Raw genomic sequence first — 14,722 nt, forward strand, 5'->3', positions numbered from 1 at the left:
AAAATAAATAAGTTAAAAGATATAGATTAACAGCTAAAAGCCCAAGGCCAATAGCTAAAAGCTAAAAAAGATGCAAAGTTTTAGAACCGAAATAGAAGACCCGATTGTTCAAAAAGAGATTATCGATTTAGAGAAAAAAATTCATTCATTCCGAAGTGGACAAATTGACGATGAGCGTTTTCGTAGTCTTCGTTTGGCACGTGGTATTTACGGTCAACGTCAAGAAGGCGTGCAAATGATTCGTATTAAATTACCATACGGAAAAGTGACTAGTGAGCAATTGAAGAGAATTACTGAAGTTTCTGATAAATATTCTACGGGACGTTTGCACATTACTACCCGTCAGGATATTCAAATTCACTATGTGAGTTTAGATAGAACTCCTGAGCTTTGGTCTGAGTTAGCCAAAGACGATATCACTTTGAGAGAAGCTTGTGGAAACACAGTGCGTAATATTACTGGAAGCGAATTAGCTGGTGTAGATGTTGACGAACCTTTCGACGTATCGCCTTATGCACATGGTTTGTTTCAATATTTATTGCGTAACCCAATTTGTCAAGAAATGGGACGTAAGTTCAAAATATCATTCTCCTCTTCTGATAAAGATACGGCGCTGAGTTATTTACACGATTTAGGATTTATTCCAAAAATTGTAAATGGCGAAAAAGGGTTCAAAATAATGTTCGCTGGTGGTTTAGGTTCTCAACCAAGTCACGCTGAATTGCTTTCAGAATTTGTACCGGTGAATCAAATTATCCCAACTGCCGAAGGTATAATTAGAGTTTTTGACCGTTACGGAGAAAGAGCAAAACGTTTGAAAGCACGTATGAAGTTTTTAATCAAAGACCTAGGGCGTGATGAGTTTTTACGTTTGGTTGACGAAGAGAAAAAAGCCTTGCCATTTCATACTTACGAAATAGATACTACCGCTTTTGAAGGGCCAATTACAGAACCTTTGTTGACAGTACCATCAGTAACAATTGAGAATGTTGAAGCTTTTGAAGCTTGGAAAAAATCAAATGTGATTGCACAAAAACAAGCAGGATATGTTGCTATTGGTATTAAAGTGCTTTTAGGAGATTTTTATACAGACAAAGCAAGATTATTAGCTGATTTGATTAAAAATTATGGAGCTAATGAATTGCGTTTTTCATTAAGACAAAACATCGTTTTACGTAATATTAAAGAAGAAAATCTAGCGTTCTTTTACCAAGAATTAGCTAAATTGGATTTTGTTGCTTTAGGATATGATACTATCGGAGATATCACGGCTTGTCCGGGAACGGATACTTGTAATTTAGGTATTGCAAGTAGTACTGGTATTGCGGATGAATTAGAAAGAGTATTAAAAACTGAATACCCACAATACAGCAACAATCAACAAATCGCAATTAAAATTAGCGGTTGTATGAATGCTTGCGGACAACACAATATGTCTGAAATTGGTTTCCAAGGAATGTCAATTAATGCAGGAAAACTAGTTGCTCCAGCACTTCAAGTATTGTTAGGTGGAGGAAATTTAGGAAACGGAGTAGGACGTTTTTCTGATAAAGTAATCAAAATTCCAAGCAGAAGAGGGCCAGATGCATTGCGTTTTATCTTAAATGATTTTGATGCCAATGGAAACGGACAATCATTCTTGAATTATTACGATGCCAAAGGAGAGAAATATTTCTACGAATTCTTGAAACCATTAGCTGATTTGACAAATCTTACCGAAGCTGATTTTGTAGATTGGGGAAATGCAGATAACTACGTAAAAGCAGTTGGAGTAGGAGAATGTGCGGGTGTCGTTATTGATTTAGTAGCTACTTTAATATTAGAAGCCAAAGACAAATTGACTTTTGCACAAGAAGCTTTTGAAGATAAAAAATGGGCAGATGCGATTTATTTAGCCTACGCAGGTTTTGTAAATGGAGCGAAAGCAATATTATTGGCCGAAAACCAAAAAACGAATCACCACGCTGGAATTATCGATTTATTTGATACTGTTTTTATCGAAAGCAAAAAAATCGAATTGGATTCAAGCTTTAAAGATTTGGTTTATCAAATCAAAGCGAATGAGCCTTCTGCGGAATTTGCACAAAAATACATTCAAGAAGGAGTTGCGTTTTTTGATAAAATAGAAAAATACAGAGCAAAAGATTTAGCTGATGCATAATACAATACAAACAAAAGTAACTTTAGTAGGTGCTGGTCCCGGTGACCCAGATTTGCTTACTCTGAAAGGAGTAAAAGCACTTGCTGAAGCGAATGTGGTTTTGTATGATGCGCTGGCCAATGAAGAAATAATGAATCACGCGCCAAAAACTGCCATAAAAATATTTGTGGGTAAAAGAATTGGAGCACATGAATATTCTCAAGACCAAATCAATCAGCTGATTGTAGATAACGCGCTTACGTATGGAAATGTGGTTCGGTTAAAAGGTGGCGATCCATTTATTTTTGGTCGTGGAAGCGAAGAAATAGAATACGCAGAAAGTTTTGGAATCCCTACATTTGTGGTGCCTGGAATTTCATCGGCAATTGCTGTTCCCGCTTATCAAGGAATTTCTTTGACAAAAAGAGGCGTTTCCGAAAGTTTTTGGGTTATTACAGGCACAACTTCCGACAGGAATTTGTCGGATGATGTAGCGCTTGCAGCACAATCATCAGCAACAGTTGTGATCTTGATGGGAATGAGTAAACTATCGCAAATTGTTTCTTTATTTCAAAAAGAATCCAAAGGAGAAACTCCAATAGCGATTATTCAAAACGGAACTACTCCACAAGAAAAAGGGGGAGTTGGAACGATTAACAGTATCCAAGAAGTTGTGGCGAAGAACAAGTTAAGTTCACCAGCGATAATTGTTATTGGAGAAGTGGTAAAAGAAAGCAGCAAGTTAAAAGGGTTTTACGAAGAATTTATAGCATCTGAAATAAGATAATAATGGAAAGGAACGAATTATATCCGATATTTTTAAAATTACACAACCTCAATGTACTTATTGTAGGAGGAGGAAATGTAGGTTTAGAAAAGTTATCGTTTATGCTAAAATCCAGCCCCAATGCAAATGTTGAGGTGGTAGCACCAAAGTTTTTGCCCGAACTGGAGGAGTTGGTTAAAAAGCATCCTTCGGTGAAATTGACGAAAGCCAAGTTCAAGAAAAAAATGTTGAAGAAACGGCACATGGTTATCGCTTGTACCGATGATTTGAAAGTCAATAAACGAGTATTCGACTTGTCTCGAAAAAGATATTTGATTTGCAATATTGCCGATACGCCGCCATTATGTGATTATTATTTGGGAGGAATCGTAACCAAAGGCAATGTCAAAATAGCCATTTCAACAAACGGGAAATCACCGACAACAGCCAAAAGATTACGGGAGTTTTTTGAAGAAATAATCCCGGACGATATCAATAAAATGGTCGAAAACCTAAATGAATATCGCAAAACGCTGAAAGGAAATTTCGAGGAAAAAGTTCAAAAAATGAATGAAATCACCGAAGCGTTAAAAAATAAAGAATAAAAGAGCCACTAAGTAACGAATGATATTTATCATTTAAAACAGTAAAAATCAATCGTTAATTTGCAGTAAAATAGTTTAGCATAATTACACATATAAAGAATAAAAAAATGGTTAAAACAGACATATTAATTATAGGAGCCGGACCAACAGGTTTATTTGCAGTTTTTGAAGCAGGATTGTTAAAACTAAAATGTCATATTTTAGACGCACTGCCACAAGCGGGCGGACAACTTTCAGAATTGTATCCAAAAAAACCTATTTATGATATTCCAGGATTTCCGGAAGTATTAGCGGGTGATTTAGTTGATAATTTGATGGAACAAATCAAACAATTCGAGCCTGGTTTTACGCTAGGCGAACGTGCAGAAACTATAGCAAAACAAGAAGACGGAAGTTTTATTGTAACTTCTAATAAAGGAAAGAAATTTCATGCTTCAGTGGTTGCGATTGCGGGTGGATTAGGAAGTTTTGAACCAAGAAAACCACTTATCGAAGACATTGAATTTTACGAAGATAAAGGGATAAAATATTTCATCAAAAATCCAGAGAAATTCAGAAACAAAAGAGTTGTAATTGCCGGAGGTGGTGATTCTGCTTTGGACTGGAGTATTTTCTTGTCTAATGTAGCTTCTGAGGTGACTTTGATTCACAGAAGAAATGAATTTAGAGGTGCATTAGATTCTGTAGAAAAAGTCCAAGAATTGAAAGATTTAGGAAAAATAAGAATGATTACGCCAGCAGAGGTAATTGGTTTGAACGGAGCTGAACATTTAGAATCAATTGATATTGAGGAAAATGGAGCGCACCGTACTATAGAAACGGATTATTTTATTCCACTTTTTGGATTAACGCCAAAATTAGGTCCTATCGGGGACTGGGGATTAGACATTGAAAAAAATGCCATTAAAGTAAATAATGCATTGGATTACCAAACGAACATTCCTGGAATTTTTGCTATTGGTGACGTAAATACATATCCGGGGAAATTAAAATTGATTCTTTGTGGATTCCACGAAGCGACTTTAATGTGTCAGGCAGCATACCAAATCATCAATCCAGGTAAGAAATATGTATTAAAATATACTACAGTTTCTGGTGTTGACGGATTTGACGGAACCCGTAAAGAGGCTCCAAAAGCTGTGGTAAAAGCCATAGTATAAAACTAGTAAAAAAATATAGCGTTAATACTTGCAATTATTAACGCTATGTCTTTACTTTGCAGTGTTCCTATTTTTATTGAAAGTTATCACGAAAGGCGGAGGGAAAGACCCGATGAAACCTTAGCAACCCTTTATCTTTAAAGAAGGTGCTACATTCTACTTTATACTGAATTATTCAGCATTTAAGATAGATAACACAAGAATACTTCCACAGTATTTCTCAAACCTTTTCTTGACAAACATATCGATATTTATTTACTGAATTTATTTCAGTATCAGGAGCGAATGATTGGCGCAATTTTTGCCGTCATTGTTCCCGCTTTTCGTTGCAATCTTTCTAGTCCTGAACTTGTTTCAGGATCCTGAAACAAGTTCAGGACTAGAAAGGATTTACACTGCAAACAAAGTTCACTGAACTCCTATGAGAATAGAAATTAAGTGAAGTAATCGGGGCTAAAGAGTAAAAATTCGTGTTTTTTTTGGTTTTATTTCAACCATAACAGCACAACAATAAAAAAATAAAATGTCAAGTATTCAAGAAGCCATTAAAAAAAACATACTCATACTCGATGGAGCTATGGGAACGATGTTACAACGTTACAATTTTTCGGAAGAAGATTTTCGTGGAGAGCGTTTCAAAGATTTTCCACATTCCTTAAAAGGTAACAACGATTTATTGTCACTTACACAACCACAGGCCATCAAAGCGGTTCATGCAGCTTATTTTGAAGCGGGTGCTGATATCGTTGAAACCAATACGTTCTCAGGAACCACGATTGGTATGGCGGATTATTATCTGGAAGAATACGTTTATGAACTCAACTACGAATCGGCAAGAATCGCCCGTGAAGTAGCCGATGAATTTACTGCCAAAAATCCGGATAAACCCCGTTTTGTAGCTGGTTCAATAGGACCAACAAACAGAACGGCGAGTATGTCACCAGATGTAAACGATCCAGGTTATAGAGCGGTAACTTTTGATGATTTGCGTATTGCTTACAAACAACAAGTAGAAGCCTTAATGGATGGCGGTTGCGATTTACTTTTGGTGGAAACTATTTTCGATACTTTAAATGCCAAAGCAGCACTTTTTGCTATTGAAGAAGTAAAAGACGAGCGTAATATCGATATTCCAATCATGGTTTCAGGAACAATTACCGATGCTTCAGGAAGAACACTTTCAGGTCAAACGGTGGAAGCTTTTTTAGTTTCAGTTTCGCACATTCCATTGTTGAGCGTAGGATTCAATTGTGCCTTGGGTGCCGATTTATTAAAACCATATTTGCAAACCTTATCACAAAACACTTCTTTCAACGTGTCGGCACACCCTAATGCAGGATTGCCAAACGCATTTGGAGAGTACGATGAGACCCCAGAACAGATGCAAGCATTCATCAAAGAATATTTAGACGATAATTTAGTAAATATCATAGGCGGTTGTTGCGGAACAACGCCAGAACATATCAAGTTGATTGCTGATATTGCTAAGGAGTATAAACCTAGGGTTTCAACAGCAACGATGTAAAAACGTAGAGACGCGATTTATCGCGTCTAACATAATACTAGTTTAATTACCTGCTAGCGCGAGCGTCCCGCTCGTGCCCACAAACAAAGGCAGGTTAAAAAGATTTTGGGTAATAGAATTATAATTTTGAACAGGCACGAGCGGGACGCTCGCGCTAGCGAAGGACGAGTTCCATAGGAACGATATGTTTTGTAGCAACGGAATTTATTCCGTTGAACAGAAATTATTCCCGTTGAATGAAAATAGTGCTGAATTGTAGAAAGTCCGCGTGAGGGATAGCAGTGAAAAGCCCACAGACAAATGAAGCGAAAGCGGAATTAGTCGAGGACTTGTAACGAATAGCCCGACCCTTGGGGTCACGCCCAAAATAATAAGAAACAAAACGAACTACACGTTTTAAAAAAGGTAGAAATAAAAAAGCTAAACCTACACCGTTTTTGAAACCGTGCAGGATTAAATAAAACAAAAATGGCACACGCAGAAAAGAGAAGAAACCTTGTATTATCGGGATTAGAGCCTTTAATCATTACGCCGGAAAGCGTTTTTGTGAATATTGGTGAACGAACGAATGTTACAGGTTCCAGAAAATTCCTTCGATTAATTAAGGAAGAGAAATACGAAGAAGCACTCAGTATTGCTAAAGAACAAGTTGAGGGTGGCGCGCAAATCATCGATATTAATATGGATGAAGGAATGCTCGATGGCGAATATGCTATGACAAAATTCCTGAATTTAATCGCTGCAGAACCTGATATTTCCAGAGTTCCAATCATGATTGATAGCTCGAAATGGGATATCATCGAGGCGGGACTTAAAGTGGTGCAAGGAAAAAGTGTTGTAAACTCGATTTCTTTAAAGGAAGGCGAAGAACAATTTATTCATCACGCCAAATTGATTAAGCGCTATGGTGCTGCAGCAATTATCATGGCTTTTGATGAGGTGGGACAAGCGGATAATTACGAACGCCGGGTAGAAATTTGCCAACGTTCGTATGATATTTTGGTCAATAAAGTTGGCTTTCCTCCACAGGATATTATTTTCGATTTGAATATATTCCCCGTAGCGACTGGCATGGAAGAACACCGTCTGAATGCTTTGGATTTCTTTAGAGGAACTAAATGGGTTCGAGAAAATCTTCCACATGCGCACATTAGTGGTGGTGTGAGTAATGTTTCGTTTTCGTTTAGAGGAAATGATACGGTTCGGGAAGCGATGCACTCGGTGTTTTTATATCATGCGATTCAACATGGCATGACAATGGGAATTGTGAATCCTGAAATGCTTTCTATTTACGATGAAATTCCAAAGGATTTATTAGAACACGTTGAAGATGTTATTCTAAACAGACGCGATGATGCAACCGAAAGATTATTGGATTTTGCAGAGAATGTAAAAGGTGATGTAAAGAGTAATGAAAAAGTAGTTCAAGAATGGCGTTCGGGAACCGTTCAAGAACGAATTACGCACTCCCTTGTAAAAGGGGTCGATGCCTTTATTGAACTAGATGTTGAAGAAGCACGATTAGCTGCTACAAAACCTATTGAAGTTATTGAAATTAACTTGATGACAGGAATGAATGTTGTGGGTGATTTGTTTGGAAGTGGAAAAATGTTTTTGCCACAGGTAGTAAAATCGGCGCGGGTAATGAAAAAAGCCGTGGCCTATTTGTTGCCTTACATTGAAGCCAGCAAACAGGCGGGTGACAAGCAAGGAAATGGAAAAATCCTGATGGCAACCGTAAAAGGCGATGTACATGATATTGGTAAAAATATTGTTAGCGTGGTGCTGGCGTGTAATAATTATGAGATTGTAGATTTGGGCGTAATGGTGCCACCTGAAAAAATTATTGCAGCTGCAATCGAACACAACGTAGATATTATTGGATTAAGCGGATTAATCACGCCGTCGCTGGACGAAATGGTATATCTCGCCAAAGAATTAGATAAACGAGGGATGAAAATCCCAGTAATGATTGGTGGAGCAACGACTTCTAGAGCACATACTGCAGTGAAAATTGCACCTCAATATAGAGAAACGGTAATTCACGTAAACGATGCTTCGAGAGCCGTGACGGTGGCTGGAAGTTTATTAAACAAAGATAGAAAGATATACGCAAGCGATATTAGAGCGGAATATGATGCGTTTAGAGAAACATTTTTAAATCGTTCGCGTGATAAAAATTTCCTAACCATTGAGCAAGCACGTAAAAATAAATTGCAGTTGGATTGGGAGAATTTTACTCCTGTAAAACCAAATGTAATTGGAGAACAAATCATCGAAGTAGATTTGGATGTTTTAGTTCCGTATATTGACTGGACTCCATTTTTTAGAACATGGGAATTGTTCGGAAAATACCCGGCGATTTTAACGGATGAGGTAGTAGGAGAACAAGCAACGTCTGTTTTTGCAGATGCACAAGAAATGTTGGAAGTTATTTTGAGAGAAAAGAAACTAACAGCTAAAGGAATTTACGGAATTTTCCCTGCGAATCAAATCAACGATGATGATATTGAATTGAGTGATGAAAACGGAAAACCATTGCAGACATTCTTGACTTTACGTCAGCAATCGCAAAAAACTAAAGGAGCTCCCAATATTGCCTTATCAGATTTTATTGCTCCGAAAGACAGCGGTAAAACCGATTATATGGGTGCATTTTGTGTAACCACCGGTTTTGGTGTCGATGAATGGGCGGCTGAATTCGAAAGAGATTTAGACGATTACAATTCAATTATGGTGAAAGCATTGGCGGATCGTTTTGCAGAAGCTTTCGCCGAATATTTGCACGAAAAAATCCGTAAAGAAATTTGGGGTTATTCATCTGACGAAGCTTTGAGTACAGAGGCAATGATTGCTGAAGATTACAAAGGAATTCGTCCGGCACCGGGGTATCCCGCTTGTCCAGACCATTTAGAAAAACCAACGATTTGGAAATTACTAAATGTAGAACAAGAAATAGGAGTGACACTAACCGAAAGTATGGCGATGTGGCCGGCTTCTTCGGTTTCAGGTTATTATTTTGGAAATCCGGAAAGTAAGTATTTTGGACTTGGAAAAATAAAAGAAGACCAAGTAATTGATTACGCAAAACGTAGAAGCGTTTCAACAGAAGTAGCCATGAAATGGTTGAACCCAAATATAGCAGATTAAACAAAAATAGAATGAAAGTAACACAACATATAGAAGACGCAAAAGGTAGCACCTTATTCTCATTTGAAATTATTCCGCCTCAAAAAGGCAAAAGCATTCAGGAATTATACGATAATATTGATCCGTTGATGGAGTTCAAACCGCCTTTTATAGACGTAACCACTTCTCGCGAAGAGTATATTTACATAGATAAAGGCAATGGTTTATTAGACAAAAAACTAACCAGGATGCGACCTGGGACATTGGGAATTTGTGCTTCCATAAAACATAAATACACTGTAGATACTGTTCCTCACTTACTTTGCGGTGGCTTTACCAAAGAAGAAACCGAGTATATGTTAGTGGATTGTCATTATTTAGGAATTGATAATGTGATGGCATTGCGTGGTGATGCGATGAAACACGAGCAGTCTTTTGTACCGAAAGAAGGAGGGAATAATTTCGCCGTAGATTTGGTTAAACAAATCAACGAATTGAATTGCGGAAAGTACTTGCATGATGTGATGGATATTGACAACAAAGCTAATTTTTGTATCGGAGTGGCAGGTTATCCTGAAAAGCATTTGGAATCTCCTTCCTTAATTTCAGATTTAAAAAGACTGAAAGAAAAGGTAGAAGCAGGTGCTGATTATGTAGTTACCCAAATGTTTTTTGACAATGCAAAATATTTTGAGTTTGTTGCCAAAGCCAGAGAAATGGGAATTACGGTTCCTATTATTCCGGGTATCAAACCCATTGCTGTGGAAAGACACTTACAAGTATTGCCACAAATTTTCAGAATCGACTTGCCTGAAGATTTGATTCATGCGGTCGATCAATGCAAAAATAATGCTGACATCAGACAAGTAGGAATCGAATGGGCGATTCAACAATCCTTAGAATTGAAAGCTGCCGGGGTTCCCGTGTTGCACTATTATTCTATGGGAAAATCAGAAAATATTCGACAAATAGCGAGTCAAGTTTTTTAATTGATACAATTTAAAAGGGCTGATTTTTCAGCCCTTTTTTTATATATAAAATCGAAACCAAATGAATTCAATCCTCCAACAAGACTTAAACGATATTGAAAAGATCTTTGAAATAGTAAAACAACAAGGAATTGATTTTCTACATTCAGTGGATAACGTTCCCACTTCTACTAAGAATTCTATAACTACCGATAGAAATCTAAACGATTCTGGTTTGGGAGCATTGTCTGCTTTGGAAGAATTTAACCAACGTTTAGCACCTTTGATGGTTTCGCAAGCAGGGCCAAGATATTGGGGCTTTGTAACTGGTGGCGTAACTCCGGCTTCTATTGTTGGGGATTGGTTGACTACTATTTACGATCCAAACGCTCAAGCCACAAACGCACAAGGTGGTGTTTCGGCTTTAATAGAAATTGAAACGATTAATCTGTTGTTGCAATTGTTGGATTTGCCAAAATCATTTTTAGGTGGATTTGTTACAGGAGCTACGATGTCTAATTTTACATGTTTGGCGGTAGCGAGACAATGGTTCGGAAATCAATTAGGAAAAGATTTTGCCAAAAACGGAATTTCAGAACCAATAAACATTCTTACGGCTACACCACATTCTTCGTCGGTAAAATGTTTGGCGATGTTAGGTATTGGAAGCCAGAATTTTACTAAGATAAAAACTATTGAAGGAAACCGTGAAGCGATTGATATTGCCGATTTAGAAAAAAATATTGAAAGTCTAAACGGAAAGGCATTCATTTTAATTTCCAGCGCAGGAACAGTCAATACTGCCGATTTTGATGATTTCAATGCAATTACCAAACTAAAAGAAAAGTATAATTTCTGGTGGCATATTGACGCTGCATTTGGTGGCTTTGCCGCTTGTTCGCCAAAATACAAACATTTAGTTGATGGTTGGAAAAACGCCGACAGCATTACTATTGATTGTCATAAATGGCTAAATGTGCCTTATGAAAGCGCTTTTTATTTGGTAAAAGAACAACATAAAAACTTGCAAATTGAAACCTTTCAAAATTCGAATGCGCCGTATTTAGGAAATCCATTGGAAAATTTTAGTTATCTCAATTTTCTACCTGAAAACTCTCGACGTTTAAAGGCTTTACCAGTTTGGTTTTCGTTATTAGCGTATGGCAAACAAGGTTTTCAGGATATTATAGAAAATAGTGTTGCGATGGCGTTGCAGTTTGACGATTTCATTACTCAAAATGAAGACTTCGAATTGTTGGCTCCAACTCGTTTGAATAATGTTTGTTTTACTTTGGCGGGAGACCACAATCAGGAAAAAGTCAATTTGTTTTTGTCGCATCTTAATGACAAAGGTAAAGTGTTTATGACGCCAACGGTTTACGAAAACCGAAAAGGAATTCGGGCTTCGTTTGTCAATTGGAGAACTAATGAAAATGATATTCAGATTGCTATTGAGGAAATGAAAGCGAGTGTTTTAGAGTTGGGGATAGGGTCGATTTAATTTAGGAATGATAGATGTCTTTATAAAAGGATGTAAATTATTTTCAAAATTATAACAAAAATTAAAATTTGAGACCCAATTTTAATCCCTTTTATGTGTATCGTAACTAATTTTCTGAAATCTATTTTTGGGTCGTTATATGGTTTTATTTTGTTTTTTAAAGCATCTTTTTCTAACCAATATTTTGAAATTAAGAAAGTAAACAAGCATAAGACTAATAGAGGAATTATTGGAATTATTTCGTTCATTTTTTTTAATTTTAGTTGTTATCCCTTTAACATATTGTTACTTCGTAATCTCCCTAAAAACAGCTTCCAGATTTTTATTTTTCTGATTGAGTTGTAAGGTTTTCAAACCATTTGCAGTAGCAAAATCAAAAACGACTGGGCGCATGTCTTTGTCTGCTTTGAAAGTTAATTCCCAAGTCATGTCGTGTGTGTTTTTATAGGAAGTAAGATTTTCAATTTTAGCAATGGCTTGTTCTTCAATTTTATAATCAAATTCTACTTCGATAACTTGCTCTTTGTCTTCGGAAATTAAGTTGTCCAGTTTTTTATCTGCAACGATTTTGCCATTATTGATAATGATTACGCGGTCACAAATGGCTTCGACTTCCTGCATAATGTGCGTTGATAGAAAAACAGTTTTGTCTTTCCCTACGTTTTTAATGACATTACGGATTTCCATCAATTGGTTTGGGTCTAAGCCAGTTGTTGGTTCATCAAGAATCAAAACATCGGGATTGTGTAATAATGCATTGGCCAGTCCTACACGTTGGCGATATCCTTTGGATAATTGGCCTATTTTTTTATGACTTTCGGTGCTTAAACCGGTTAGTTGAATTACTTCTTCAATACGCGATTTAGCTACTTTATAGACATCTGCATTAAAAGCTAAATATTCTCTCACATACAAATCCAAATACAACGGATTGTGTTCGGGTAAATAACCGATAGAAAGTTGAACGGCTTTTTGTTGGCTGTTCACATCATGTCCATTTACTAATGCTGAACCTTCATCGGCATTGATATAGGTTGTCAATATTTTCATCAAAGTCGATTTTCCGGCACCATTTGGACCTAAAAAACCAACGATTTCTCCTTTATTTACAGAAAATGAAATGTTATCCAGTGCTTTTTGGGCACCAAAACTTTTGGATATATTATTTACTTCTATTGACATGAGGTTTTATTTGTTGCAAAAGTAAACAGAATAATCATTGATTTATTGTTTTTTGTAGTTCAATAGGTAAAAAGACCTTTGTCAAAGTTTTACAAAGCGGGATGATATTCTCTTTTAGATTTATATATTTACGATAAACTATATAGATATGAATTTAAAAAATACACAATCGGGCAGTTTCTTAAAAAACTACAAAAGTATTTTATTACTACTTGGCGGGATTCTGGCAGGAAGTATATTGGGTTTAGTTTTTGGAAAAGGAGTAGAAGTGATTAAACCTTTGGGCGATATATTTCTGAATTTATTGTTTACGGCAATTATTCCGTTGATATTTTTTACAATTTCATCATCGATAGCCAGTTTAGAAAAGTCAGAGAAACTCGGTAAATTATTTGTAATTGTAATTGGTGTGTTTTTAAGTACCGTATTGATTTCAGCTATTTTGATGATTTTTGGTGTATTGTTGTTTCCAATTCAACAAGATATCATCATTTCCAAAATTCCGTTAGAATCTATTCAAGCAAGTTCTGCAGGTTCTCAAATTACGCAATTGCTTACCGCTAATGATTTCTTCGAATTATTATCTCGTAAAAATATGTTAGCACTTATCATATTCTCTTTTTTAATAGGATTTGCCAGTTTGCATTCAGGTGAAAAAGGGAAAGATTTCAGTCGGTTCTTGAATTCAGGAAACGAAGTGATGAAACAATTGCTGCACATGATTATGAAAACGGCTCCAATAGGTTTGGGTGCTTATTTTGCCTATCAGGTTGGGATTTTTGGCCCGCAATTATTTGGAGCTTATGCAAAACCTTTAGGGCTGTATTATGCGGTTTGTGCTTTTTACTTTGTCGTATTTTTTAGTTTGTACGCTTTTATCGCTGGGGGAAGAAAAGGATTGAATGTGTTTTGGAAAAATAATATCACTCCATCATTAACTGCATTGGGAACTTGCAGCAGTATTGCAACAATTCCTGCCAATCTGGAAGGGGCAGAACGCATGAATATTCCCAGTCATATCAGAAATGTAGTTATTCCATTAGGGGCACCTTTGCATAAAGATGGTTCAAGTATGTCATCTATTATAAAAATCGCTGTTATTTTTGCCATGTTTGGTAAAGATTTTACGGATCCTTATACCTTGCTCACCGCTATCGGGATTACGGTAATTGTTTCAGTTGTCGAAGGCGGAATTCCGAATGGTGGTTATATAGGAGAAATTCTGGCGATAACCGTTTATGGATTTCCAATGGAGCAGGCTTTACCTGCAGCGATGATTGTGGGAACTTTGGTAGATCCTATGGCGACCTTATTGAATGCTAATGGCGACTTGGTTTCGGCGATGCTAGTAACCCGAATTGCGGAGGGAAAAAAATGGCTTTCGGTGAAAATGGCTACTTAATTTATTTTTAGAATTGGAATTGGTTAAAAAGGCATTTTGAAATCTGTAATAATCAGTAGTTTATGAGTGCTTTTTTTATGCATTTTGTAATATAAAATAGTTTTAACAAAGAATTCTTTTTTTGTTACATAAAATTAAATATTTTTTTTGGTTGACTTGAAATAAGTTATACATTTGCATAGAAATTATTAAAAAACAGAGAATACAATGTCTAATAACCGTTTTTATTTTAGCAACACTTATTATTTCTTCTTTAGGAAGTAAGGGATTGTGCTATGGTTATTTGAAAAACAACAAACAAATAAAACTAATATACAATCCTGATGAAAATCAGGATTTTTTTT

At 36.4% G+C, this 14,722-nt stretch carries 11 protein-coding genes and 1 riboswitch; of the genes, 9 read left to right on the forward strand and 2 right to left on the reverse strand.

What is annotated here, in order from left to right:
• The first annotated feature begins 70 nt into the window (after positions 1-70).
• From ACM55F_RS13785 to ACM55F_RS13820, 8 genes are all read left to right on the forward strand, one after another.
• A complete protein-coding gene (locus tag ACM55F_RS13785) occupies positions 71-2,161 on the forward strand; it encodes a nitrite reductase (protein ID WP_416854387.1) in 2,091 nt (696 codons plus the stop codon).
• Positions 2,154-2,927, forward strand: coding sequence for a uroporphyrinogen-III C-methyltransferase (cobA, locus tag ACM55F_RS13790; protein WP_416854388.1), 774 nt, complete (start codon positions 2,154-2,156; stop codon positions 2,925-2,927). The genes ACM55F_RS13785 and cobA overlap by 8 nt, the downstream gene beginning before the upstream one ends.
• Before the next feature lie 2 nt (positions 2,928-2,929).
• Entirely contained in the window at positions 2,930-3,511 is a 582-nt protein-coding gene (locus ACM55F_RS13795) for a precorrin-2 dehydrogenase/sirohydrochlorin ferrochelatase family protein (protein WP_416854389.1), read from the forward strand.
• 107 nt (positions 3,512-3,618) lie between these two features.
• Complete coding sequence (locus tag ACM55F_RS13800; RefSeq protein WP_416854390.1) at positions 3,619-4,671, forward strand: NAD(P)/FAD-dependent oxidoreductase; 1,053 nt, start codon at positions 3,619-3,621, stop codon at positions 4,669-4,671.
• A gap of 80 nt (positions 4,672-4,751) precedes the next feature.
• Positions 4,752-4,869, forward strand: a riboswitch (SAM riboswitch).
• 325 nt (positions 4,870-5,194) lie between these two features.
• Positions 5,195-6,196, forward strand: coding sequence for a homocysteine S-methyltransferase family protein (locus ACM55F_RS13805; protein ID WP_416854391.1), 1,002 nt, complete (start codon positions 5,195-5,197; stop codon positions 6,194-6,196).
• A 468-nt stretch (positions 6,197-6,664) separates the two neighbouring features.
• Positions 6,665-9,346 carry a methionine synthase gene (metH, locus tag ACM55F_RS13810; protein ID WP_416854392.1) on the forward strand — a complete coding sequence of 894 codons (2,682 nt, stop codon included), beginning with the start codon at positions 6,665-6,667 and terminating at the stop codon, positions 9,344-9,346.
• Positions 9,347-9,357: 11 nt separating this feature from the next.
• On the forward strand, positions 9,358-10,314 hold the full coding sequence (metF, locus tag ACM55F_RS13815) for a methylenetetrahydrofolate reductase [NAD(P)H] (protein ID WP_416854393.1): 957 nt from the start codon (positions 9,358-9,360) through the stop codon (positions 10,312-10,314).
• Positions 10,315-10,375: 61 nt separating this feature from the next.
• On the forward strand, positions 10,376-11,794 hold the full coding sequence (locus ACM55F_RS13820) for a pyridoxal phosphate-dependent decarboxylase family protein (RefSeq protein WP_416854394.1): 1,419 nt from the start codon (positions 10,376-10,378) through the stop codon (positions 11,792-11,794).
• 20 nt (positions 11,795-11,814) lie between these two features.
• Here ACM55F_RS13820 and ACM55F_RS13825 read toward each other — a convergent pair whose 3' ends face one another.
• Together ACM55F_RS13825 and gldA are read right to left on the reverse strand one after the other, a co-directional pair.
• A complete protein-coding gene (locus ACM55F_RS13825) occupies positions 11,815-12,042 on the reverse strand; it encodes a hypothetical protein (protein ID WP_416854395.1) in 228 nt (75 codons plus the stop codon).
• 37 nt (positions 12,043-12,079) lie between these two features.
• Positions 12,080-12,976 (reverse strand): gliding motility-associated ABC transporter ATP-binding subunit GldA, encoded by an 897-nt coding sequence (gene gldA / locus ACM55F_RS13830; RefSeq protein ID WP_416854396.1) that lies wholly within the window; start codon positions 12,974-12,976, stop codon positions 12,080-12,082.
• Positions 12,977-13,124: 148 nt separating this feature from the next.
• On the opposite strand from gldA, the gene ACM55F_RS13835 reads away from it, so the two are divergent.
• Positions 13,125-14,378: a dicarboxylate/amino acid:cation symporter gene (locus ACM55F_RS13835; RefSeq protein ID WP_416854397.1), complete on the forward strand. Its 1,254-nt coding sequence runs from the start codon at positions 13,125-13,127 to the stop codon at positions 14,376-14,378.
• The last annotated feature ends 344 nt before the right edge of the window (positions 14,379-14,722 follow it).

It is taken from the genome of Flavobacterium melibiosi (assembly GCF_048158545.1).
Classification (GTDB): Bacteria; Bacteroidota; Bacteroidia; order Flavobacteriales; family Flavobacteriaceae; genus Flavobacterium; species Flavobacterium melibiosi.

Bases quoted from the DNA above. Each gene is read 5' to 3' on its own strand.
- ACM55F_RS13785 (WP_416854387.1), top strand. From the start codon at position 71: ATGCAAAGTTTTAGAACCGAAATAGAAGACCCGATTGTTCAAAAAGAG.
- cobA (WP_416854388.1), top strand. From the start codon at position 2,154: ATGCATAATACAATACAAACAAAAGTAACTTTAGTAGGTGCTGGTCCC.
- ACM55F_RS13795 (WP_416854389.1), top strand. From the start codon at position 2,930: ATGGAAAGGAACGAATTATATCCGATATTTTTAAAATTACACAACCTC.
- ACM55F_RS13800 (WP_416854390.1), top strand. From the start codon at position 3,619: ATGGTTAAAACAGACATATTAATTATAGGAGCCGGACCAACAGGTTTA.
- ACM55F_RS13805 (WP_416854391.1), top strand. From the start codon at position 5,195: ATGTCAAGTATTCAAGAAGCCATTAAAAAAAACATACTCATACTCGAT.
- metH (WP_416854392.1), top strand. From the start codon at position 6,665: ATGGCACACGCAGAAAAGAGAAGAAACCTTGTATTATCGGGATTAGAG.
- metF (WP_416854393.1), top strand. From the start codon at position 9,358: ATGAAAGTAACACAACATATAGAAGACGCAAAAGGTAGCACCTTATTC.
- ACM55F_RS13820 (WP_416854394.1), top strand. From the start codon at position 10,376: ATGAATTCAATCCTCCAACAAGACTTAAACGATATTGAAAAGATCTTT.
- ACM55F_RS13825 (WP_416854395.1), bottom strand. From the start codon at position 12,042: ATGAACGAAATAATTCCAATAATTCCTCTATTAGTCTTATGCTTGTTT.
- gldA (WP_416854396.1), bottom strand. From the start codon at position 12,976: ATGTCAATAGAAGTAAATAATATATCCAAAAGTTTTGGTGCCCAAAAA.
- ACM55F_RS13835 (WP_416854397.1), top strand. From the start codon at position 13,125: ATGAATTTAAAAAATACACAATCGGGCAGTTTCTTAAAAAACTACAAA.